Here is a 20,367-nt window from a genome sequence, read left to right on the forward strand (position 1 = left end):
TAAAAGATAGGAAGTCAACAATTTGCTTGGATATCCAGAATGTCAGTCGTCTCACTTGTCCGTAACGGAAACCTGATAGGTCTGCTCGTCGCGGATGCCATATTGGCGGCCTCAATGCCGATCCTGATCATCTTGGGGGGGCTTGCAGGGCTGATGCTTGCGCCGACGACAGCACTTGCGACATTGCCCGCTTCGCTTCAAACGCTGGCCTGGCTTTTTGCGGCCGCGCCATTCTCACTCTTGATGGGAAAACTGGGCCGTAAGGCGGGCTTCATCATAGGGGCAGTGCTGACGATTGTCGGGGCTTTGGTCGGCACATGGGCGTTGATGTCAGGCAGCTTCTTCCTGCTGTGTGCCGCACATCTGGTCCTGGGGATCGGCCTCACTTCGCATCAGTATTTCCGCTTTGCCGCCGCTGAGGTTGTCAGCAAGGAATGGCGACCGGTTGCGATATCTTTGGTACTGACGTCCGGGCTAATCGCGGCATTTGGTGGTCCGCAGATTTTCATCATGACCAAAGACATTCTGGCACCGGTGCCGCTTGCAGGAGGCTACGCCGCGATTGCAGGGATTTCTCTCGTCGGAATTCTACCTTTGCTGGCGCTGCGGATTCCCATCCCGCCAACTCTCCCACGCGTGCCGTCAACCTCAAGATTTGCCTCGCTTGCGGTGCTGCGGCGCAGCGCCGTGCGCAAGGCTGTGCTTATCGGTGCAATCTCGCAGGGGGCCATGATGTTCATGATGGTCCCCACCACGCTTGCCATGATCGGCTGCGGCTTTTCCGAAGGCGTGGCGGGCGATGTCATCCGCTGGCACGTGGTCGCGATGTTTGCACCCAGTTTTTTCACCGGGTTCCTGATCAAACGTTTTAGCGCGACACCGGTTGTGACCGTCGGCTTGGGCCTGCTTGCACTGGCGGCGATATCGGGCGCAACCGGGCTGTCGGCTGGCAACTTTTACGGGGCTTTGGCGCTCTTGGGGGCTGGGTGGAATTTCAGCTATATCGGCGCAACGGATATGCTGGCCGAGGCCGTGACAGACGACGAAAAATCGGTCGTCCAAGGGGTCAACGACACGATGATCGCACTGGTCTCTACGATCTGCGCCTTCGCATCCGGTGCCGTGATCGCGGGACTGGGTTGGATCATCCTTTCTGCAATTACACTGGTGTTCGTCGCGCTTTCCTTTGCTGTCCTGGTTCTGGACAGACGCGCAACAGCCCTTCCCTCCGCAAACGCGAACCAAGGATAAAGCAATGTTACTTCTCAGACCCAACTGTGAATGGTGTGATCGTGATCTGCCGCCGGATTCACCGGATGCCCGGATCTGCACCTATGAATGCACATATTGCGCAGACTGCGTGGAAACCGTCTTGCACAACGTCTGCGCGACCTGCGGCGGTGGGTTCGTTCCAAGACCAATTCGTCCAAAGCATGCCTATCGCGACAACCTGAAGCTTGGACTAAAGAACGACCCCGCCACGACAGAACGCAAGCATACGAGATGGACCCGTGCAGAAGTTGACAGCCAGGTCGAACGATTGCGCAACATTCCACCGTGTGATCGCTGATGCGCGCGGTGTTGAAGATTGAACCGCTTTCAGTTCCGTAAGACGCAAAGCCGCATACGTTTCGCTTCCTGCCCACCCTAAGGCCGGTGACGTTCCACACCCCCTGAAAACCGGAAATGCGCAGTGCCCCGCATTGCGCTTTGGGCACGGCCGCCCGACGCGTGTGGTGGGCCGGCGCGTGTCCGCGTCAAAACGCATCTTGCCCCAGTGGGCAAAATTGCCGATATATCAGTCTGTAACTTCAGGAGCCTGTCCATGCGCGCACGAATCTACCAACCCGCCAAAACCGCCATGTCCTCGGGCACGGCGCGCACCAAGGGCTGGGTGCTGGAATTCGTCCCCGCCAGCGCGCGCACGGTTGACCCGCTGATGGGCTGGACCTCTTCCGATGATACCCAGGCGCAGGTGCGCCTGCGTTTCGGCACCCGCGCGCAGGCCGAAGACTATGCCCGCGAGAACGGCATCGACGCGGTGGTTCAAGACCCCAACAAACGCAAGGCCAACATTCGCCCCGGCGGCTACGGCGACAACTTCGCGACCAACCGGCGCGGTGTCTGGACGCATTAGGCCCAAGGTTCCATGAGAGTTTTCTTTACCGGTGGCAGCGGCAAGGCCGGCCGATGGGCCATCCGGCACTTGCAGGACCAAGGCCACCATGTGGTGAATGCGGACCGGTCACCATCCGGGCTGGAGTGCCCCGAACTGCTGGTCGACCTTTGCGACGCGGGGCAGGTCATTGGCGCGATGTCTCAGTTCGTGGACGGTGCCGAGCTGGACGCAGGCACTGGTGTTCCGAAATACGACGCGGTGGTGCATTTCGCGGCAATTCCCCGCGTCATGATCGGCACTGACGGCGAATGTTTCCGGCAGAATACCCTGAGCACTTACAACGTCATCGAGGCGGCTGTGAAGCTGGGCATCCCGAAAGTGATCTTCGCCAGCTCTGAGACGACCTATGCCATATGTTTTGCAGACGGAGAGTTGAAACCGGACTTTGTGCCGGTGGATGAAACCCACCCGACCGTGCCCCACGACAGCTACGCCATGTCGAAGGTCTGCAACGAAATGACCGCGCGTTCCTTTCAGGCCCGGACCGGTGCCGACATTTACGGATTGCGGATCAACAACGTCATCGAGCCACATGAATATGCCGAGAACTTCCCCGCGTTCATGGAAAACCCGGCTTTGCGGCGGCGCAATATCTTCGCCTATATTGATGCACGCGATCTGGGGCATATGGTCGACTGCTGCCTGAAAACCGACGGATTGGGGTTTGAGGTGTTCAACGTCTCGAACGACGACATGTCGGTCGGCATCACAACGGATCAGGTGATTGCGCAGTTCTATGAAGGTGTCGAAGTGCGTGGCACGATGGGCGCAACCGAGACGTTCTTTAGCAACAAGAAGGCCAAGCGGCTGGTCGGGTTCCGGCCAAAGCACTCCTGGCGCGATGTTCTGGACTGAACGGCCCCGCGCCTTGAATTGAAAACTGCGTGACCGGAACGCGGCAGCGCGCGTCCAAAGGATCGTACCGGCCAAAGTCCCGCAAAAGCCGTTCGGCGGATCAAAGTGGGGTTGCGCCGCATTTGTGTGTCGCAGACCCTTGGCAAAGCGCCACCAAGCGTGGTGTGGTCTGGCGGAAACCTGTTGGCTTGGGACCTCTCTATGAACGCTCGCAATTTTGCTTCGCCCGACTACGACGCCTATACCGTGCCTGTGCACGAGACCTATGATGTCATCCTGATCGGTGGCGCGATGTATGGGTCGTCTGTGGCCTGGTGGCTGACACATCTGAGCTTTGACGGCCGTATTCTGGTGGTCGAGCGCGACCCAAGCTATGCGATGTGTTCCACCGCCCATACCAACAGCTGCATCCGCCAGCAGTTCAGCAATCAGGTGAACGTGCAAATATCGCAGTTCGGGGCGGATTTCGTTCAGAACATGCGCGACCATATGGGCGACCCGCAGGTGCCGAACCTGCCGATCCAGTCGTTCGGCTATATGTATCTGGCCGAGACCGATGCACAGGCCGAAAAGCTGCGTCAGGCCCAGCAGGTTCAGGCGGCCTGCGGGGCCGGCACGCGCCACATGAGCGCCGCCGAGATCAAGGCGGCCTATCCGTTCTACAACATGGACGACATTGTCGCAGGCAATCACAACCTGATCGACGAGGGCTATTTCGACGGTGGCACCGTGTTCGACTGGTTCCGCAAGGGCGCGCGCGCAAAAGGGGTGGAATATGTCGCCAACGCGGTCACGGGCCTGTCCCTGAACGCAGCCGGCACGCAGGTCACCGGCGTAACACTGGCCACGGGGCAGCAGATTGCCTGTGGCACCGTTGTGAACGCCGCAGGGCCGCGTGCGGCACAGGTGGCGGCGATGGCGGGCATCGCGCTGCCGGTCGAGCCGCGCAAACGGTTCACCTTTGTCTTTGCCGCCGCACAGCGGCTGGACCGCGACCTGCCGCTGACCATTGACCCCAGCGGTGTGCACATGCGCAGCGACGGGCTGTATTACATGGCAGGCTGTCCGCCCGATGATGACGCTGCGGTTGATGCCGATGACTTTGCCGCCGATCACAGCATTTGGGAAAACAAGGTCTGGCCGGTTCTGGCCCACCGCGTTCCCCAGTTCGAGCAGATCAAGCTGGTGAATGAATGGGTTGGCCACTATGCCTTTAACACGCTCGATCAGAATGCCATTCTGGGGCCACATCCAGAGGTCGGCAACTTTGTCTTCGTGAACGGGTTTTCGGGCCACGGCCTGCAACAAGCGCCCGCCATCGGACGGGGCACCGCCGAGCACATCATACACGGGGAATACCGGTCGCTTGACCTGACCTCATTCCACTTTGACCGCATCGCACAGGGCGCAGGCTTTGTCGAAACGGCCATCATCTAAAGGACGTATCCATGCTGAATAAAATCGTACTCACAGGTGCTGCGGGTGCGCTGGGCGATGCCCTGCGTGCACAGCTGTCGAAAATGGCCAGAGAGCTGGTGTCGACCGACATCGTCGAGGCGAAAAGCGATCTGTTGGCGAATGAAACATGGATTACCGCCGATCTGGGCAATTTCGATCCGGTGCTGAAGCTGATGGAGGGCGCCAGCATGGTTGTCCACTTTGGGGCCATCGCCAATGAATCGGATTTTGAATCGATCCTGCATTCGAACTTTCGTGGCACCTATAACATCTGGGAGGCCGCGCGGCGGCACGGGGTGCAGCGGGTTGTCTATGCCTCGTCGATCCACGCGGTCGGCATGTACCCCAAGAACCAGCACATCGGCGTCGACACGCCGCACCGCCCCGATACGTTCTACGGGCTGGCCAAATGCTTTGGCGAAAATCTGGGCCGCATGATGTGGGAGAAAAACGGGATCGAAGCGGTGTGTCTGCGCATCCTGTCCGCCGCGCCTGTGCGCAGCACGCGGGCGCTGGGCACATGGCTGTCGATGCCGGATCTGGTGCATCTGGTCACGCGCGCGATTGACACGCCGACCACCGAATTCACCATCATCTATGGTGTGTCCAACAACGACCGCTGCCCCGTGGACAATTCGGGCGCTGCGTTTCTGGGGTATAGGCCGCAGGACAACGCGGAACAGTTCGCCGAAGAGATGTTTGCCGAAGCGGCCCCCGCCGATCCGTCCGACCCGGCGCAGACGCGCCATGGCGGCCCCTTTGCGACCATCCCCTTTGGTCAGGGCGTGGACCTGAGCAAGATGGGCGGCAGCCAGTCAGAGGATTAAGGCAGAACGGGGCGGCGCTGTTGCGTCGCCCCGTCGCCCCGTTGCATCTAGATGTCGAAAAAGATCGTCTCGTCCGGCCCTTGCAGGTGGATGTCGAACAGATAGGTGCCATCGCCCTGCGGCTGTCCCATCAGCGTCGGCACGCGCACCTGATGTTCGATGCGCCCCAGCACCGGATCGGCGGCGTTGGCCTCGGCTTCGTCCGCGAAATACATCCGCGTGTGCAGGCCCAGATTGATGCCGCGCGCCACGATCCACAGCGTCACATGCGGGGCCATCAGCGTGCCGTCGCGGTTTTGCACCGCACCCGGTTTGATGGTGTCGAACCGGAACGTGCCGTCGTCCATATCCGTGGCGCACCGCCCCCAGCCAAATACGTCAGGGTCCGCACCGTCCTGACCGGGATAAATGCCACTTGCATCCGCCTGCCAGATTTCCAGCAGCGCGTCGCGCAGGGGGGTGCCGGTGCCGTCCAATACGCGGCCCGTGATGGTGATCCGTTCACCCTTTGGCGCGTCGCCCAGCATGGTGGTGCCCAGATCGGCGTCATAAACGCCGGTGATGCCGCTGAAATTCGGCGTCAGGCCGATGTGAACATAGGGGCCGGCCGTCTGCGACGGGCTTTCTTTCAGGTTGTCCAGTTTCTGTACCATTACAGCCCCTCCATCCGGTTTTCGAACATGGTCTGGCGCACGCCGCGCAGCACGATGTCGAACTTGTAGGCGCGTGCGTCCATCGGCACGGTGCGGCGCATGTCCAGCGCCGCCACCAGCGTTTCAATCGCTTCGCGCGACGGGATGGTGCCGACGATGGGGCATTGCCAGATCATCGGATCGCCTTCGAAATACATCTGGGTGATCAGACGCTGGCCAAAGGACGCCCCGAAGATCGAAAAGTGGATATGCGCAGGCCGCCAGTCGTTCGGACCATTGGGCCAAGGGTAGGGGCCGGGCTGGATCGTGCGGAATTCGTAGTTGCCGTGCGCGTCAGTGATGACACGCCCGCAACCGCCAAAATTCGGGTCCAGCGGCGCCAGATAGCTTTCTTTCTTGTGACGATAGCGGCCACCGGCATTGGCCTGCCAGACCTCGACCAGCGCATTCGGCACGCCGCGCCCGTTTTCGTCCAGCACGCGGCCATAAACGATGATGCGCGGCCCGATGGCGGATTGCCCGTCTTTGGCAAAGTTGTGGATCAGGTCGCCGTCCTGCGGGCCCAGAATGCCGCGTGTGAACACGGGGCCGGTGTCTTCGCTCAGCGTCGAAGGCATCGACAGCGGGGCGGCAGCAGGCGACCGTTTGACGCTGGTTTTGTACAGCGGTGTCAGCGCGGGCGGGTGCCAGTTGCGGTCCCGGTGGAACAATCCAGAAGGTTTGTCGGTCACTGTGTTTCCTCCATTTCGGCATAGGTCGCCTTGGCCAAGGCTATCGCGTGATTGGCCTTGGGAACACCCGCGTAAACGGCGACGTGCTGAAAGGCCTCGATCACGTCCTGTTTGCTGGCACCCGTGCGCGCCGTGGCGCGGATATGCATCGGGATTTCGGAAAAGTTGCCCGTCGCGGCCAGCAGCGCCAGCGTCAGCATCGACCGCTCGCGGCGGCTGATGGCGTCACTGGCCCAAAGCGTGCCCCAGGCGGTCTCGGTGATCAGGTCCTGAAACGGGGCGTCAAATTCGGTCTTGTTGGCTTCGGCACGGTCGACGTGGGCATCGCCCAACACTTCGCGGCGTACTTTCATACCGATATCTGTCTTGTCGCTCATGTGGGATATCCTCAGTAGGGCAGGCCGACGTAATTCTGGGCCATGACGGCTTGGGCGGCGGGGCTTTCGCGCAGAAAGGCCAGCTCGGCCAGTTGCATCTTCTTGTCGAATTCGGACTGGCCGGGATAGGTGTGCATCAGGTTCGAGAACCACCAGCTGAACCGCTCGGCCTTCCACACACGCGCAAGGGCGCGTTCGGAATACTGGTCGATGCCGTCGCTGTTGCCGTCCAGATAGAACTGTTTCAACCCGTTAAACAGATAGTGCACGTCAGAGGCGGCAGTGTTCAGCCCCTTGGCACCTGTGGGGGGCACGATATGGGCGGCGTCGCCACACAGGAACAGGCGGCCCCAGCGCATCGGCTCGGTCACAAAGGACCGCAGCGGCGCGATGGATTTCTCGATGCTGGGTCCGGTGACGATGGTGTCGGCAGCACTTTGCGGGATGCGGCGTTTCAGCTCTTCCCAGAACGCATCGTCCGACCATGCGTCGACACTGTCGGTGACCGGGCACTGGATGTAATAGCGGCTGAGGTGGGCGTTGCGCATGCTGCACAGGGCGAAACCGCGTTCCGAGTTGGAATAGATCAGCTCGTCGTCCACGGGGGGCGTTTCCGACAGGATGCCAAGCCAACCAAAGGGATAGACCTTTTCATACTCGCGCCGCTGCGCTTCGGGGATGGTTTTGCGGCTGACGCCGTGGAACCCGTCGCATCCGGCGATAAAGTCGCAGTCGATCCGGCTTTGCTGTCCACCCTTGGTATAGGTCACATAGGGCGCGTCGGTCTTGGCGTCGTGGATCACCACGTCTTCGACCTCGTAGATCGTTTGCAACCCGGCCTTGTCGCGGGCTTCGTACAGGTCGCGGGTCACTTCGGTCTGGCCGTAGACCATGACCGAGCTGCCGGTATGTTCCGCAAAGTCGATGCGGAACATGTCGCCCTCGTAGCCGACCATCGTCCCGTCGTGAATATAGCCTTCGGCGTGCATACGCTCGGAAACACCGGCCTGTTCCATCAGCCCGACAAGCCCGCGTTCCAGCACGCCCGCACGGATGCGGGACAGCACATAGGACTGGGTTTTGCGTTCCAGCACAACGGCGTCGACGCCTTGTGTGTGCAACAACTGACCCAAAAGCAGACCCGATGGCCCGCCACCGATAATGACAACTTGTGTGCGCATAGTGGATTCCTCTCTCTTTCCTCAAACTTAATGGTGTTTCTGCGCAAGTAAATTGATATGTTGGGCGTATAACTTATCATTTCTGGTAACTATGATCGACCTGCGCATTAAATTCCGCCACATCCAGTGTTTTGTCGAAATTGTCCGGCAGGGCAGCCTCAAGGGCGCATCCGAGCGGTTGCACCTGACCCAGCCTGCGGTGTCGCGCACGCTGAAAGAGCTGGAAGAGACCTTGGGTGCAACGCTGCTGGAACGTGACAGGGGTGGTGTGACCCTGACACCGCAGGGCGAGGTGTTCTGGCATTTCGCCCAAACGTCGATGGCGGCGTTGCAACAGGGTCTGGACGGTGTTGACCAGATGGTGCGGGGCGGGCGCACGGTGGCGGCGGTGGGGGCCTTGCCCTCGGTCGCGGCCAGCCTGATGCCGCAGGTGGTGGCCCATCTTCAGACGGCGGCCCCCAACATGCAGATGCACATCGTTGAAGGGGCGCACGGCGATCTGGTGGGGCGCTTGCGGGCGGGCGCGCTGGACATGGTGATCGGACGGTTGGGCGCAGTGGAAACCATGCAAGGGCTGTCGTTCACGCAGCTTTATACCGAAGTGGTCGACATGGTCGTGCGCCCGGACCATCCGTTGCTGCATGCGCCGCGTCTGGCATCGCTGCGCGACTGGCCGGTGATCTATCCGCCCCGTGACAGTGCGATTTACGGATTGGTGGAAAGCTTCATGCTGGCCAATGGCATCGGGGATCTGCCCGACAAACTTGAAACGGTGTCGGGTGCCTTTGCCCATGTCTATACACCTGCGTCAGATGCGGTGTGGATCATCTCGCACGGGGTCGTGGCCCCTGCGCTGGCGGCGGGACGACTGGCGCGCCTGCCGTTCGACACCGGGCCGACGCGCGGCCCTATCGGCGTGATGACCCGCGCGGGGCAGACCGCCAGTGCCGCATCCGACACCGTGATGCTGGCAATCCGCAAGGTGCTGGCGGACCGCGACTGAGTAGGGTGCAGACCCATTAATCTTACGTCGTCAGTTTGACAGATTTTTCCGCTGACAAGCAGCATCTGTGCAGGAATAGTGGTTCTATTTCAAACAGATGCGCCGCCTCCTCTCGGGACATTGCTGCGCAATGCCCTGCCGGGCAATGGGCTGCGGGAAAATCCGTCAAACCCGTCACGCCGAAGGCGTGCCAATATTATTAAGCGCTCCTACGGAGCGACGGGCGGCAATTTCACTTCATTTCAGTGTCTTGGGCCGCTTGCAAATAGAACCACTATTGGCAGCACGACCCAAACCACTGAAATTTCGCGAAATTGCCGCTGACGACGTAAGATTAATGGGTCCAGACCCTGGCGCGGGGCGGAAACGGGCGGCGCGAAACCCGGTGGGGGTCTCCCTGCGCCGCCGGTATCGGCGTCGCTTTGCCTTGACCCTGCGGCCTGCGATCCTCGGCAGGATCGCAACAAACGACCGTGCGGCAAGGATCAGGTCAGCCCGCCGTGCGTGGCGGTGCCGTCCTGTAGGGTCCGGTTGCCTCGAACGCGCAGGCATAGGACAACAGGTTGCTGTCGTCATAGGCGCGCCCCGCAAGGGTCAGCCCCACCGGCATGCGGGTGTCTGACATGGTGCCCATCGGTACGGTCACTGTCGGGATGCCCAGGTGCCGGATTGCCAGATTGCCATTCGCCACCCAGACCCCGTTGCGCCAGGCCAGATCCGCCGAAGCCGGGTTGGTGTCGGCATCGGACGGGCCAACATCGGCCACGGCCGGGAAAACCACCGCATCCAGACCAAGCCTGTCCATCCAGTCCTCAAGATCAACGCGCCGTGTGTCCTCCAGCCCTTGCAACCCTTCGGGCAACGTCGGGATGCTTGTGAAGCTGTCGACAGGACGGGCGCGGGCGTGTGCGGGGTAATGGGCGATGTCGTCGTCAAAGCCGGTGTAGCGGTCGGGCAGGCTGCCCTTGGGGGCGGGAAAAATGCGGGCGCCGTCCACATCCGCAAGACGGTTCAGCGACGGATCGTCGTTGGCCCGCAGGAAATCGTCCCAGCCCCAGACCGACAGGTCGACGATTTCCCGTTTCAGGTAATCCGCCGACACCAGCCCGCGCGTGCCGATTTTCGGGCAGCCGGGGCGGTCGCCTTCATAGTTCGAGATCACCGGAAAATCGACAACGACCACCTCGGCCCCCGCCTGTTCCAGCGCGCTGCGGGTCTGTTCCCACAGGGACATCACCGAGGCGCGGGTTTCGATCCGCCGGCCGGTCGGCCCGCCGATGCCCGGATCGTTGCCTGTGCCCGCTTCGGGGTCGGCGTTGATATACATCGCGGGCACGCCAAAGCGTTTTCCGCGCAGCGATGCAGCGGCAAGGTCGCGATAGGACGCAGGGCGGATCTCAGAGGCGCGCGGCAAGCTGACCCAAGGCTGTGCGCGCCAGAAGTCGCCGCGTGTTTCAGGGTCATCGGCCACGATCACGTCCAGCACCTCCAGCATATCGGCCATGCTGCGGGTTTGCGGCACCACCACGTCCATCGTCGGCACCAAGGGCCAGTTGCCCCGCACCGAGATCACGCCACGGCTGGGCGTATAGGCGCACAGGGCGTTGTTGGATGCCGGCGTGCGCCCGCTTGACCATGTCTCTTCCCCCAGACCGAAGGCGGCAAAGCTGGCGGCGGTCGCGCTGCCTGATCCGTTGGACGAACCCGACGCAAAGGCCGCTGTCAGATAGTCGGCATTATAGGGCGATTCCGCGCGGCCATAGACACCGCGCTGCATCCCGCCATTGGCCATCGGCGGCATATTGGTCAGCCCGATCAGCACCGCGCCTGCCTTGCGCAACTGCGCGATGGCAAAGGCATCATCGCTGGCCACCAGATCGGCAAAGGCGGGCGATCCGGCGGCGACAGTCAGCCCCCTGGCCTTGTAGCTGTCCTTGGCCGTATAGGGGATGCCGTCCAGCGGGCCGCGCAACTGCCCCGCCGCGCGCCGCGCATCCGAGGCACGGGCCTCTGCCAGCGCATCGGGGTTCAGGACCGGTACGGCGTTCAGGCACGGGCCGCTGCGGTCGAAACGGGCAATACGATCCAGACAGGTTTCAACCAGCGCCACGCTGGTGGTCGCACCGCTTTCCAAACCGGCGCGCAGCCCGGCGATCGAGGCCTCGACAACATTCATGACGTGCGTGGCCTGGGCTGCTGTTGCGTGATGCAATGCACACCGCCGCCACGGGCGAACAGTTCGGTGGCATCCACGCCGACAACCTGCCGTCCCGGATAGGCCGCGGCCAGTATTTCCTGCGCCTGCGCATCGGCGCGCAGTTCGTTGAAGGCACAGGCGATGACCGCATCGTTGATCACCAGATGGTTCACATAGCTCCAGTCGACCGGCCCATGCGCATCGGTCAGCGTTTCGGGCGCAGGCAGGTCGATAATCTCGAAGCTGCGGCCCTGGGCGTCGGTTTCCTGCGCCAGTTGCGCGCGGATGTCCTGCATCACCTTATGGTCGGGATGGGCCGGGTCGCGCTGGTCGTGCAACAGGATCACGCCGGGCGACGGCATACAGGCGACAATGTCGACATGCCCGCGCGTGCCGAATGTTTCATAATCACGCTCAAGCCCGCGCGGCAGCCAGATCGTTTTGGTCGCACCCAGCGTGCGCGCCATTTCCTCGGCCACGCGGGTGCGGTCAAGGTTGGGATTGCGGTCGGGGTCCAGCTGGACGGTCTCGGTCAGCAGAACGGTGCCCGCGCCGTCCACATGAAGGCCCCCGCCCTCGTTCACCAGCAGCGACGGCACCACCGGCACACCCGCCAGTTCGGCGATAAAACGCGCCAGATCGCGGTCGTTGCCGCTGGCTGTCCAGTCGCCGCCGCCCCAGCCGTTGAACACCCAGTCAACCGCCGCCAGTGCGCCATCCGGGCCATGCACGAATGTCGGGCCGGAATCGCGCAGCCAGAAATCATCAAGCGTGCGTTCGTGGATGGTAATCTCGGAAGACAGCATAGCCCTGGCCCGCGCCGTTTCGGTCGGGTCGACAATGATCGACACAGGCTGGAAGCCGGCAATGGTATTGGCCACATGCGCCCATGCGCCATAGCCTGCCGCGCGCGCGGCGCTGGTCTCGCCCAGGGTTTGCCCTTCGCGGGGGAAGGACATCCAGATGCGGTCTTGGGGGGCGGTTTCTGCGGGCATCAGCCAGGTCATCATAGGCTCCTGTGGGCGCGGGTTGCGGTCCCGAAGGTTAGACGAATTCCCCGCGCCTGTGTAAAGGCCCCTTGCGGCCGGCCTTCGTCAGATATGCCTGTCGTCGATTGCCTGCCGCGTCGCGCCCCCCTTGCCAGCCGCCGGTGTCCGGCAATCCCGTGACCGCCTCGCGCAGTAACGCGCGGGCTACGTCGGTGGCGCGGGCATGGGCCGGCGCAAATCGCATGTTTGATTTATGCCCCCAAATGCCTTTCCCTGTCACGCGCACACCATTGCACCGGCCAACCCGCAGGACACATCATGTATTCAGACTCCACCGAGCACTATCAGGACATCCGCGACGCCATCCGCGCGCTATGTGCGCAGTTTCCCCCCGAATACCATCGCAAGATCGACGCGGCGCGTGGATACCCCGAGGCTTTTGTCGATGCGCTGACCAAAGCGGGCTGGATGGCGGCGCTGATCCCCGAGGCATACGGCGGCTCGGGGCTTGGGCTGACCGAAGCCTCGGTGATTATGGAAGAAATCAACCGCACGGGGGGCAATTCGGGGGCCTGCCACGGCCAGATGTACAATATGAACACGCTGGTGCGGCACGGGTCGGACGCGCAGCGGCAGAAATACCTGCCCAGGATCGCATCGGGCGAATTGCGGCTGCAATCCATGGGCGTGACCGAACCGACAACCGGCACCGACACCACCAGGATCAAGACCACGGCCGTCAAGAAGGGCGACAAATATGTCATCAACGGTCAAAAGGTCTGGATCAGCCGCGTACAGCATTCGGACCTGATGATCCTGCTGGCCCGCACCACGCCGCTGGCCGAGGTGCAGAAGAAATCCCAAGGGCTGTCGATCTTTATCGTCGACATCAAACAGGCGATGACATCGGGCATGGAGGTGCGCCCGATCCTGAACATGGTCAATCACGAAACCAACGAGCTGTTCTTTGACAACCTTGAAATTCCTGAAGAGAACCTGATCGGGGAAGAGGGCAAAGGGTTCAAATACATCCTGACGGGGCTGAACGCCGAACGCGCCCTGATTGCGGCGGAATGCATCGGTGACGGCTATTGGTTCACTGAAAAGGTCACGCAATATGTGTCTGAACGAAACGTCTTTGGCCGCCCCATCGGGCAGAATCAGGGGGTGCAATTCCCGATTGCCGAAGCGTTCATCGAACTCGAAGCGGCCAACCTGATGCGCTACAAGGCCTGCGCGCTTTATGATGCGGGGCAGCCCTGTGGTGCCGAGGCGAACATGGCCAAATACCTTGCGGCGAAAGCCAGCTGGGAGGCCGCAAATGCCTGTATCCAGTTCCACGGCGGCTTCGGATTTGCCTGCGAATACGACATAGAACGCAAATTCCGCGAAACCCGCCTGTACCAGGTCGCGCCGATTTCAACCAACCTGATCCTGTCCTATATCGCCGAGCATGTCCTTGGCCTGCCAAGAAGCTTTTGACAGGGCGCAGCCCTGCGCGCCAGTCGAGAGACCGCCGTTGCCAAACGCGCAAACATATCTGTCGGGGAGCGAAACATGGTGCTGCTGGAGAGAATTGAACTCTCGCACTCAGCGTAGGGCGCAGCCCTGCGCGTCAGTCGAGAGCCCATCGCCGCCAAACGCGCAAAGATCACTGATGGGAAATCACACATGGTGCTGCTGGAGAGAATCGAACTCTCGACCTCTCCCTTACCAAGGGAGTGCTCTACCTCTGAGCTACAGCAGCGCCAGTGTGCGGGGTGATTAGACGCAATCGCGCCCCCGCGCAACCCCTTATGACACCAGAAACGCAACCCATTCTGGACGCCCCCGCGCCCCTGCGCTAACAAGGCCGCATGGCAGAAAACAACCGCAGCAAACCCCAACAGCCCAACGCGCGCGAGGCGCGGCTCAAAGCGGCGCTCAAGGCCAATATGGCCAAGCGCAAGGCACAGGCCCGCGCACGGGCCACCACGGGGCAACAGACGGCGCAGGCAAAGGACAAAGACTGATGGATTCGATTCTCGTACGGGGCGGCGGTGCGCTCAAGGGGCAGATCCCCATCGCCGGCGCCAAGAACGCCTGTCTCACCCTGATGCCCGCGACCCTGCTCAGCGAAGAACCGCTGACGCTTACCAACGCGCCGCGCCTGAGCGACATCAAGACAATGACCGCCCTGCTTGGCTCGCTGGGGGCCGAGGTGACCAGCCTGCAGGACGGCAAGGTGCTGGCCATGTCCAGCCACAACATCCACAACCACACCGCCGACTATGACATCGTGCGCAAGATGCGCGCCTCGATCCTGGTGCTGGGCCCGATGCTGGCCCGCGACGGCCATGCCATCGTGTCGCTGCCCGGCGGCTGTGCCATCGGCGCGCGGCCCGTCGACCTGCACCTCAAGGCGCTGGAGGCGATGGGCGCCGAGTTGGAGCTGAAAGACGGCTATGTCCACGCCAAGGCCCCCAAGGGTCTGCGCGGCGGCACCATCGACTTTGCCTTTGCCTCGGTCGGGGCCACCGAAAACGCCCTGATGGCCGCCACGCTGGCCAAGGGCACCACGGTGATCAACAACGCCGCGCGCGAACCGGAGATCGTCGATCTGGCCGAATGCCTGCGCAAGATGGGCGCGCAGATCGAGGGCGAGGGCACCTCGACCATCACCATCCAGGGCGTCGACCGGCTGGGCGGAGCCACGCACCCCGTGGTCACCGACCGCATCGAACTGGGCACCTATATGCTGGCCCCCGCCATCTGTGGCGGCGAGGTCGAGCTGTTGGGCGGGCGCATCAACCTGGTGCAGGCCTTCTGCGAGAAGCTGGACGCCGCGGGCATTTCCGTCAGCGAAACCGCGAACGGCCTGACCGTCAAACGCAACGGCGGCGACGTGCGCGCCGTGGATGTCACCACCGAACCCTTCCCCGGCTTCCCCACCGACCTGCAGGCGCAGATGATGGCGCTCTTGTGCACCGCGAACGGCACCTCGGTGCTGGAAGAAAAGATCTTTGAAAACCGCTTCATGCACGCCCCCGAGCTGATCCGCATGGGCGCCGACATCGAGGTCCACGGCGGCACCGCCACGGTCAAGGGCGTCAAACGCCTCAAAGGCGCGCCGGTGATGGCCACCGACCTGCGCGCCTCGGTCTCGCTGATCCTCGCGGGGCTGGCGGCCGAAGGCGAAACCAAGGTCAGCCGCGTCTACCACCTGGATCGCGGCTATGAACACGTCGTCGCCAAACTCTCGGCCGTGGGCGCCGACATCGAACGGGTCAAGGACGCATGAGCGACGACGCAACCTTCGAGGACGGCGCCGAATGCCCCCTCAACCTCGGCGCGCTGGATGCCGACGACCTGTCGGTGATCTCGTCACTGGCGCAGGACGCCGTGTTCCCGATCACCGAGATGAAATGGGCCATCCGCCAGCGCCGCTTTGCCATCCTGCTGAACCGCTTCCGCTGGGAAGACACCGCCGCGCGCACCGAACGGGTGCAGGCGGTGCTGTCCTTCTCGACCGTGCTTGAGGTCGCCAGCCAGGGCATCGACCGCAGCGACCGCGACACGGTGCTGTCGCTGCTGTCGGTGACGTTCGAACCTACCAGCGACGGCGCGGGCCACATCCTGCTGACACTGGCCGGCGACGGCGTGATCCGCCTGACCGTCGAGGCCATCGAAGCCACGCTGAAAGACGTCACACGCCCCTACACCGCCCCGTCGAAAAGCACGCCCAAGCATCCCGATTGACCCCACCACAAGGGCGTGACCTGTGAACAAAGGGCAACGCCCGACCGCGGGTGGGCGCCGCAAGCCCCGTTCATACCACTTAATTTCAATGCCTTGGCGTGGGGCTGCTGAATCGCAAGACGGTGAAAAAGCGCCCGCCCATGGGGCGGTCGGGCGCTGCCCGGCGGTGCTACGCACCTTGACTCCGGGCTTTGGTGGTTGGGGCTGGTGTTAGGTCAGGTTGCGGCGGAGGTCCGGTTTGAGCCCGTTTTGACCGATGCAACATGATGCTCAGATGACTCCTATGCGCAGGAAGCGGACTCTGCAAAGTCGGGGATCAGACGTCAGAGAAAATCTATTTGCCCAGCGTCGAGCCACTCAGGTACGTGAATCCCTTTGGCGTCCCGATGGGTAGAGAACGCAGCGCGCATGCTTTGAAGGCTGTTCAACACTGCTGCAAGCAAGCGACGGCGCTCTGTGTGAAACTCTAAATCAAAACTATCTTTACTGAATTCATGCGCCGGCTTTTGCCGCAGGCGGCGAACCTCCCGCAAAGGTTTGATTATTACATTCCGAACACCCTGCTCGTTTTCCCAGTCTAAGTCGAAGAGCAACCACTCTTCCAAGAGACTGATAGTGCCCTTTCGCATTACTTCAAATCTTCCTTCACCACGAGGAACCTCCTCGTGCAGACAGATCTTACCTTTAAAGAAGTTCGCATCAATTCTATCGGAAAGGAGTTTGTCTAGTGTCAAGACAAAAGCCTCGAAGTTTGCTTTGGTAGGACGAAGGAATCCGGTAACTCCGATCGGAACATCTTCTTCTTCAAAATCACGAAAAAGTTTCTGCCCATATATCGCGTAAATAATCTTGTTTATAATATTTATTTCTTGAATAATTGCATATCGCACCGATCTATTCTTCCAGAACGTACCACTAAAGCTCGCGTCGTAGTAAGGAGGCAACATCTTTACATCCTCGCCCCCAAGGTAACTATGCCAGAATTGTTGATGCCCAGGTGAGAGGTTAGCAAGATACCTCAAGAACACGATCAAATAAGGCAGACTGTTTTTACCGATCCCCAAGCCAAATGTCTGTAAAGAAACCTTGTCTCGATCTAGAAACCCTTCCTCGCGGTACGCTTCATCACCAATAGACATTGTGCCCATGTAGTCTGCAAAGTGCACTTGATATCGGGGATCGTTGATGTAGCGCTCCAGTGCGGCCATCTCAAATGAGCGAAAGCTTAGCTGCGGTTCTACGAGCAACAGAGCTTTAGAGAATGGCCTACTGCTCCACTTGGATAGATCGCAATTCTTCGCTACTTCCGCAGACGATGGGTACACACAAAACGAGCTGAGCTCTTCGTTCAGAACACATTCTAGTTGTTTTCCGACGGGAATGTCCGGAAATCGCTTAATGTGTATGTTAATCTCAAACTTGGAAAACACGCAGTTGATGCTGCCGTTCGCAATCAGTTCAGATAGTGCGTCACGTAATTCGCGTTCGTTTGAGGAAAATTTGAGCAGTGCCTTAGCACCTAGTCCATTGAATTGGTCGCGGTCTGCTGTTGACAAGAAGTGCTCAACAACTTCAGCCAATATTTTTTCAGTTGATGCCATATGTTCGAAGCTACCGCTCGACTTTCGCTTCATCAATCCATTAAGCTTAACTGTCTGGACCGCAAGGCGAAAGCAGAAATTCGGTGACTTTGGAGAGCGGCAACTTCGCCCCACACACCCGCCATTCACCTTCCCCCCTTCATCTCGCCCCCTAAACTCCGGGGGGAGACGGCCCCCCCATCCCCCGCTTGAGCCTGCCGCCCCCACCCGCTATGTCACGACCGACACCGCAAGCGAGCCAGCCATGCCCCAGTTCCTCGATCACGCCGATGCCGACTTTGAAACCCGCTTCACCGCGCTCTTGAATGCCAAGCGCGAGGACAGCCCCGATGTCGACGCCACCGTGGCCGACATCATCGCGCAGGTCCGCACCCATGGCGACGCGGCTGTCATCGACCTGACCGCGAAATTCGACCGGCTGACGCTTACCCCCGCCACTCTGCGCATCACCGATGCCGAGGCTGACGCCGCCATCGCCACCGTCAACGCCGCCGACCGCGCGGCCCTCGAACTGGCCGCCGACCGCATCCGCGCTTACCACGCGCGGCAACTGCCCGCCGACGACAGCTGGACCGACGACACTGGTGCCACGCTGGGCTGGCGCTGGACACCCGTGTCGGCTGCGGGCCTTTACGTCCCCGGCGGGCTGGCGTCCTACCCGTCCTCGGTGCTGATGAACGCCATCCCCGCCAAGGTCGCGGGCGTGCAGCGGCTGGCCATCACCGTGCCCACGCCCGACGGCATCCTGAACCCGCTGGTGCTGCTGGCGGCGCGGCTGGCCGGCGTCGATGAGATCTACCGCATCGGCGGCGCACAGGCGATTGCGGCGCTGGCCTACGGCACCGAAACCATCCCGCCGGTGGACAAGATCACCGGCCCCGGCAACGCCTTCGTCGCCGCCGCCAAACGTCGTGTGTTCGGCAAGGTCGGCATCGACATGATCGCAGGCCCCTCGGAAATTCTGGTGATTGCCGACGCCGACAACGATCCCGACTGGATCGCGCTGGACCTGCTCAGCCAGGCCGAACACGACGAAAGCGCGCAAAGCCTGCTGATCACCACCGACGCTGCCCTTGGCCAAAAGGTCGCGCAGGCCGTCGAAAACCACCTGCAAACCCTCGAACGCCGCGCCATCGCGGGGGCCAGCTGGCGCGACTTCGGCGCGGTCATCACCGTGCCCGACCTTGCCACCGCCGCCACCCTCAGCAACCGCGTCGCCCCCGAACACCTCGAACTGATGGTGTCCGACCCCACCGCACTCAGCGCACAGATCACCCACGCCGGCGCCATCTTCCTCGGCGCATGGACGCCCGAGGCCATTGGCGATTATGTCGGCGGCCCCAACCACGTCCTGCCCACCGCCCGCTCGGCGCGGTTCTCGTCGGGGCTGTCGGTGATGGATTTCGTCAAACGCACCACGCTGGCGCAGATGACCCCCGAGGCCCTGCGCGCCATCGGCCCCGCCGCCGAAACGCTGGCCACATCCGAAAGCCTGCAAGCCCACGGCCTGTCCGTCACCGCCCGCCTGAACCGCCTGAACAGCGACACTTGACGCAGCGGGGCGATTGAACCTGTATGCCACTCATGGTCTAACCCTACGAGACTCACACGCAAAGGATGCGACATGTCCCGCATCACATATATCGCCCTCGACGATGGCAACCTGCCACCGCCAACGCCTGAAATCGAACAAGAGCGCAAAGTCGCCATGTTCGACCTGCTCGAAGACAACAGCTTTGCGCTGCCTGCCCGCGAGGACCGCGACGTGCCGCCGGGGCCCTATCACCTTGGCCTTGCGATCCGCGAAAACCGGCTGGTCTTTGACGTCACCACCGAAGATGCCGGCAAGGCCGCCGAATTCCACCTGTCGCTGGGGCCGTTCCGGCAAGTGGTCAAGGATTACTTCCAGATCTGCGAAAGCTATTTCGAGGCGGTCAAGAAACTGCCCCCCAGCCAGATCGAAACCATCGACATGGCCCGTCGCGGCATCCACAACGAGGGCAGCCGCGTCCTGCAAGAACGCCTGTCGGGCAAGGCCGACATCGACGAAGGCACCGCCCGCCGCCTGTTCACCCTGATCTGCGTTTTGCACTTCGGCGGTTAGAATGGTTGCACCCTTGCCTCAATCGGTCCTGTTTTGCTGCGATCACAACGCAGTGCGCTCTCCGATGGCCGAGGCGATCATGAAAAAATTCTATGGCACCGGCACCTATGTCCAATCCGCCGGGGTCAAGGCCGACATGGAAATCGACGGGTTTTCCGTCGCCGTCTGTCAGGAAATCGACGTCGAACTGTCCCGCCACCGCTCGCGCAGCTTTGACCAGATGGAAGACTGGGGCGACGATCTGGGCAGCTTCGATCTGGTCGTCGCCCTGTCGCCTGCCTCGCAACGGCGCGCGCTGGAACTGACCCGCTTCTACCACCTTGAAATCGCCTATTGGCCGATCATGGACCCGACCGGAATGGGCGAAACCCGCGAGACAAAGCTGGCCAATTATCGCGGGGTGCGTGACCAGATCATCGGCCACCTTACCGACCGCTGGGGCGAACCCACCGAAATCACCTGAAGGAGACCGCC

General features: G+C 61.6%; 21 protein-coding genes and 1 tRNA gene. 14 read left to right on the plus strand and 8 right to left on the minus strand.

All coding sequences use genetic code 11. The features are described from left to right. Positions 1 to 39 precede the first annotated feature (39 nt). The 6 genes from DSM107133_RS02500 (at position 40) to DSM107133_RS02525 (ending at position 5,319) form a co-directional block, all read left to right on the plus strand. Complete coding sequence (locus DSM107133_RS02500) at positions 40 to 1,251, plus strand: MFS transporter (protein ID WP_114292335.1); 1,212 nt, start codon at positions 40 to 42, stop codon at positions 1,249 to 1,251. A gap of 4 nt (positions 1,252 to 1,255) precedes the next feature. Further along, positions 1,256 to 1,570: a DUF1272 domain-containing protein gene (locus DSM107133_RS02505; protein ID WP_114292336.1), complete on the plus strand. Its 315-nt coding sequence runs from the start codon at positions 1,256 to 1,258 to the stop codon at positions 1,568 to 1,570. A 255-nt stretch (positions 1,571 to 1,825) separates the two neighbouring features. Further along, positions 1,826 to 2,137, plus strand: coding sequence for an ETC complex I subunit (locus tag DSM107133_RS02510; RefSeq protein WP_114292337.1), 312 nt, complete (start codon positions 1,826 to 1,828; stop codon positions 2,135 to 2,137). Between the two features lie 12 nt (positions 2,138 to 2,149). Next, positions 2,150 to 3,034 carry an NAD(P)-dependent oxidoreductase gene (locus DSM107133_RS02515; protein ID WP_114292338.1) on the plus strand — a complete coding sequence of 295 codons (885 nt, stop codon included), beginning with the start codon at positions 2,150 to 2,152 and terminating at the stop codon, positions 3,032 to 3,034. Between the two features lie 201 nt (positions 3,035 to 3,235). Further along, positions 3,236 to 4,471 carry an FAD-binding oxidoreductase gene (locus DSM107133_RS02520; RefSeq protein WP_114292339.1) on the plus strand — a complete coding sequence of 412 codons (1,236 nt, stop codon included), beginning with the start codon at positions 3,236 to 3,238 and terminating at the stop codon, positions 4,469 to 4,471. An 11-nt stretch (positions 4,472 to 4,482) separates the two neighbouring features. After that, positions 4,483 to 5,319, plus strand: a complete 837-nt coding sequence (locus tag DSM107133_RS02525; RefSeq protein ID WP_114292340.1) for an NAD(P)-dependent oxidoreductase — start codon at positions 4,483 to 4,485, stop codon at positions 5,317 to 5,319. Positions 5,320 to 5,366: 47 nt separating this feature from the next. Here DSM107133_RS02525 and pcaG read toward each other — a convergent pair whose 3' ends face one another. The 4 genes from pcaG to pobA are packed head-to-tail and all read right to left on the minus strand — an operon-like array spanning position 5,367 to position 8,261. Then, positions 5,367 to 5,972: a protocatechuate 3,4-dioxygenase subunit alpha gene (pcaG, locus tag DSM107133_RS02530; RefSeq protein WP_114292341.1), complete on the minus strand. Its 606-nt coding sequence runs from the start codon at positions 5,970 to 5,972 to the stop codon at positions 5,367 to 5,369. Beyond that, a complete protein-coding gene (gene pcaH / locus DSM107133_RS02535) occupies positions 5,972 to 6,703 on the minus strand; it encodes a protocatechuate 3,4-dioxygenase subunit beta (RefSeq protein ID WP_114292342.1) in 732 nt (243 codons plus the stop codon). The genes pcaG and pcaH overlap by 1 nt, the downstream gene beginning before the upstream one ends. Then, positions 6,700 to 7,080, minus strand: coding sequence for a 4-carboxymuconolactone decarboxylase (gene pcaC / locus DSM107133_RS02540; RefSeq protein ID WP_114292343.1), 381 nt, complete (start codon positions 7,078 to 7,080; stop codon positions 6,700 to 6,702). The genes pcaH and pcaC overlap by 4 nt, the downstream gene beginning before the upstream one ends. 11 nt (positions 7,081 to 7,091) lie before the next feature. After that, a complete protein-coding gene (gene pobA, locus DSM107133_RS02545; protein ID WP_114292344.1) occupies positions 7,092 to 8,261 on the minus strand; it encodes a 4-hydroxybenzoate 3-monooxygenase in 1,170 nt (389 codons plus the stop codon). Positions 8,262 to 8,352: 91 nt separating this feature from the next. On the opposite strand from pobA, the gene pcaQ reads away from it, so the two are divergent. Continuing rightward, the gene (gene pcaQ, locus DSM107133_RS02550) at positions 8,353 to 9,264 is read left to right on the plus strand and encodes a pca operon transcription factor PcaQ (protein ID WP_114292345.1); all 912 of its coding nucleotides are present in this window, start codon (positions 8,353 to 8,355) and stop codon (positions 9,262 to 9,264) included. A gap of 490 nt (positions 9,265 to 9,754) precedes the next feature. Here pcaQ and DSM107133_RS02555 read toward each other — a convergent pair whose 3' ends face one another. Then, entirely contained in the window at positions 9,755 to 11,440 is a 1,686-nt protein-coding gene (locus DSM107133_RS02555; RefSeq protein ID WP_114292346.1) for an amidase, read from the minus strand. Then, entirely contained in the window at positions 11,437 to 12,468 is a 1,032-nt protein-coding gene (locus DSM107133_RS02560; protein WP_114292347.1) for an agmatine deiminase family protein, read from the minus strand. Before DSM107133_RS02560 ends, DSM107133_RS02555 begins: the two co-directional genes overlap by 4 nt. A 300-nt stretch (positions 12,469 to 12,768) precedes the next feature. Between DSM107133_RS02560 and DSM107133_RS02565 the strand changes: the two genes are divergently transcribed. Next, on the plus strand, positions 12,769 to 13,932 hold the full coding sequence (locus DSM107133_RS02565; protein ID WP_114292349.1) for an acyl-CoA dehydrogenase family protein: 1,164 nt from the start codon (positions 12,769 to 12,771) through the stop codon (positions 13,930 to 13,932). Between the two features lie 190 nt (positions 13,933 to 14,122). Here the strand turns inward: DSM107133_RS02565 and DSM107133_RS02570 are convergent. Beyond that, positions 14,123 to 14,197: transfer RNA gene (locus tag DSM107133_RS02570), tRNA-Thr, on the minus strand. Between the two features lie 109 nt (positions 14,198 to 14,306). Here DSM107133_RS02570 and DSM107133_RS02575 point away from each other — a divergent pair. The 3 genes from DSM107133_RS02575 to DSM107133_RS02585 are packed head-to-tail and all read left to right on the plus strand — an operon-like array spanning position 14,307 to position 16,188. Further along, on the plus strand, positions 14,307 to 14,462 hold the full coding sequence (locus DSM107133_RS02575) for a hypothetical protein (protein ID WP_205387765.1): 156 nt from the start codon (positions 14,307 to 14,309) through the stop codon (positions 14,460 to 14,462). After that, positions 14,462 to 15,730, plus strand: a complete 1,269-nt coding sequence (murA, locus tag DSM107133_RS02580; RefSeq protein ID WP_114292350.1) for a UDP-N-acetylglucosamine 1-carboxyvinyltransferase — start codon at positions 14,462 to 14,464, stop codon at positions 15,728 to 15,730. Before DSM107133_RS02575 ends, murA begins: the two co-directional genes overlap by 1 nt. Continuing rightward, entirely contained in the window at positions 15,727 to 16,188 is a 462-nt protein-coding gene (locus DSM107133_RS02585) for a DUF2948 family protein (protein WP_114292351.1), read from the plus strand. Before murA ends, DSM107133_RS02585 begins: the two co-directional genes overlap by 4 nt. Before the next feature lie 323 nt (positions 16,189 to 16,511). On the opposite strand, the gene DSM107133_RS02590 is transcribed toward DSM107133_RS02585, so the two are convergent. Then, positions 16,512 to 17,789: a hypothetical protein gene (locus DSM107133_RS02590; protein ID WP_162791969.1), complete on the minus strand. Its 1,278-nt coding sequence runs from the start codon at positions 17,787 to 17,789 to the stop codon at positions 16,512 to 16,514. Positions 17,790 to 18,033: 244 nt separating this feature from the next. Between DSM107133_RS02590 and hisD the strand changes: the two genes are divergently transcribed. From hisD to DSM107133_RS02605, 3 genes are all read left to right on the plus strand, one after another. After that, on the plus strand, positions 18,034 to 19,341 hold the full coding sequence (gene hisD, locus DSM107133_RS02595; protein ID WP_114292353.1) for a histidinol dehydrogenase: 1,308 nt from the start codon (positions 18,034 to 18,036) through the stop codon (positions 19,339 to 19,341). Positions 19,342 to 19,413: 72 nt separating this feature from the next. Further along, the gene (locus DSM107133_RS02600; RefSeq protein ID WP_114292354.1) at positions 19,414 to 19,893 is read left to right on the plus strand and encodes a UPF0262 family protein; all 480 of its coding nucleotides are present in this window, start codon (positions 19,414 to 19,416) and stop codon (positions 19,891 to 19,893) included. A gap of 1 nt (position 19,894) precedes the next feature. Then, complete coding sequence (locus tag DSM107133_RS02605) at positions 19,895 to 20,356, plus strand: low molecular weight phosphatase family protein (RefSeq protein WP_114292355.1); 462 nt, start codon at positions 19,895 to 19,897, stop codon at positions 20,354 to 20,356. Positions 20,357 to 20,367 lie beyond the last annotated feature (11 nt).

The organism is Pseudosulfitobacter sp. DSM 107133, assembly GCF_022788695.1.
Lineage (GTDB): Bacteria > Pseudomonadota > Alphaproteobacteria > Rhodobacterales > Rhodobacteraceae > Pseudosulfitobacter.

What these genes read in the sequence shown, in the direction of transcription:
- DSM107133_RS02500 (WP_114292335.1), top strand. Translation starts at nt 40, where the DNA reads ATGTCAGTCGTCTCACTTGTCCGTAACGGAAACCTGATAGGTCTGCTC.
- DSM107133_RS02505 (WP_114292336.1), top strand. Translation starts at nt 1,256, where the DNA reads ATGTTACTTCTCAGACCCAACTGTGAATGGTGTGATCGTGATCTGCCG.
- DSM107133_RS02510 (WP_114292337.1), top strand. Translation starts at nt 1,826, where the DNA reads ATGCGCGCACGAATCTACCAACCCGCCAAAACCGCCATGTCCTCGGGC.
- DSM107133_RS02515 (WP_114292338.1), top strand. Translation starts at nt 2,150, where the DNA reads ATGAGAGTTTTCTTTACCGGTGGCAGCGGCAAGGCCGGCCGATGGGCC.
- DSM107133_RS02520 (WP_114292339.1), top strand. Translation starts at nt 3,236, where the DNA reads ATGAACGCTCGCAATTTTGCTTCGCCCGACTACGACGCCTATACCGTG.
- DSM107133_RS02525 (WP_114292340.1), top strand. Translation starts at nt 4,483, where the DNA reads ATGCTGAATAAAATCGTACTCACAGGTGCTGCGGGTGCGCTGGGCGAT.
- pcaG (WP_114292341.1), bottom strand. Translation starts at nt 5,972, where the DNA reads ATGGTACAGAAACTGGACAACCTGAAAGAAAGCCCGTCGCAGACGGCC.
- pcaC (WP_114292343.1), bottom strand. Translation starts at nt 7,080, where the DNA reads ATGAGCGACAAGACAGATATCGGTATGAAAGTACGCCGCGAAGTGTTG.
- pobA (WP_114292344.1), bottom strand. Translation starts at nt 8,261, where the DNA reads ATGCGCACACAAGTTGTCATTATCGGTGGCGGGCCATCGGGTCTGCTT.
- pcaQ (WP_114292345.1), top strand. Translation starts at nt 8,353, where the DNA reads ATGATCGACCTGCGCATTAAATTCCGCCACATCCAGTGTTTTGTCGAA.
- DSM107133_RS02555 (WP_114292346.1), bottom strand. Translation starts at nt 11,440, where the DNA reads ATGAATGTTGTCGAGGCCTCGATCGCCGGGCTGCGCGCCGGTTTGGAA.
- DSM107133_RS02560 (WP_114292347.1), bottom strand. Translation starts at nt 12,468, where the DNA reads ATGACCTGGCTGATGCCCGCAGAAACCGCCCCCCAAGACCGCATCTGG.
- DSM107133_RS02565 (WP_114292349.1), top strand. Translation starts at nt 12,769, where the DNA reads ATGTATTCAGACTCCACCGAGCACTATCAGGACATCCGCGACGCCATC.
- DSM107133_RS02575 (WP_205387765.1), top strand. Translation starts at nt 14,307, where the DNA reads ATGGCAGAAAACAACCGCAGCAAACCCCAACAGCCCAACGCGCGCGAG.
- murA (WP_114292350.1), top strand. Translation starts at nt 14,462, where the DNA reads ATGGATTCGATTCTCGTACGGGGCGGCGGTGCGCTCAAGGGGCAGATC.
- DSM107133_RS02585 (WP_114292351.1), top strand. Translation starts at nt 15,727, where the DNA reads ATGAGCGACGACGCAACCTTCGAGGACGGCGCCGAATGCCCCCTCAAC.
- DSM107133_RS02590 (WP_162791969.1), bottom strand. Translation starts at nt 17,789, where the DNA reads ATGGCATCAACTGAAAAAATATTGGCTGAAGTTGTTGAGCACTTCTTG.
- hisD (WP_114292353.1), top strand. Translation starts at nt 18,034, where the DNA reads ATGCCCCAGTTCCTCGATCACGCCGATGCCGACTTTGAAACCCGCTTC.
- DSM107133_RS02600 (WP_114292354.1), top strand. Translation starts at nt 19,414, where the DNA reads ATGTCCCGCATCACATATATCGCCCTCGACGATGGCAACCTGCCACCG.
- DSM107133_RS02605 (WP_114292355.1), top strand. Translation starts at nt 19,895, where the DNA reads ATGGTTGCACCCTTGCCTCAATCGGTCCTGTTTTGCTGCGATCACAAC.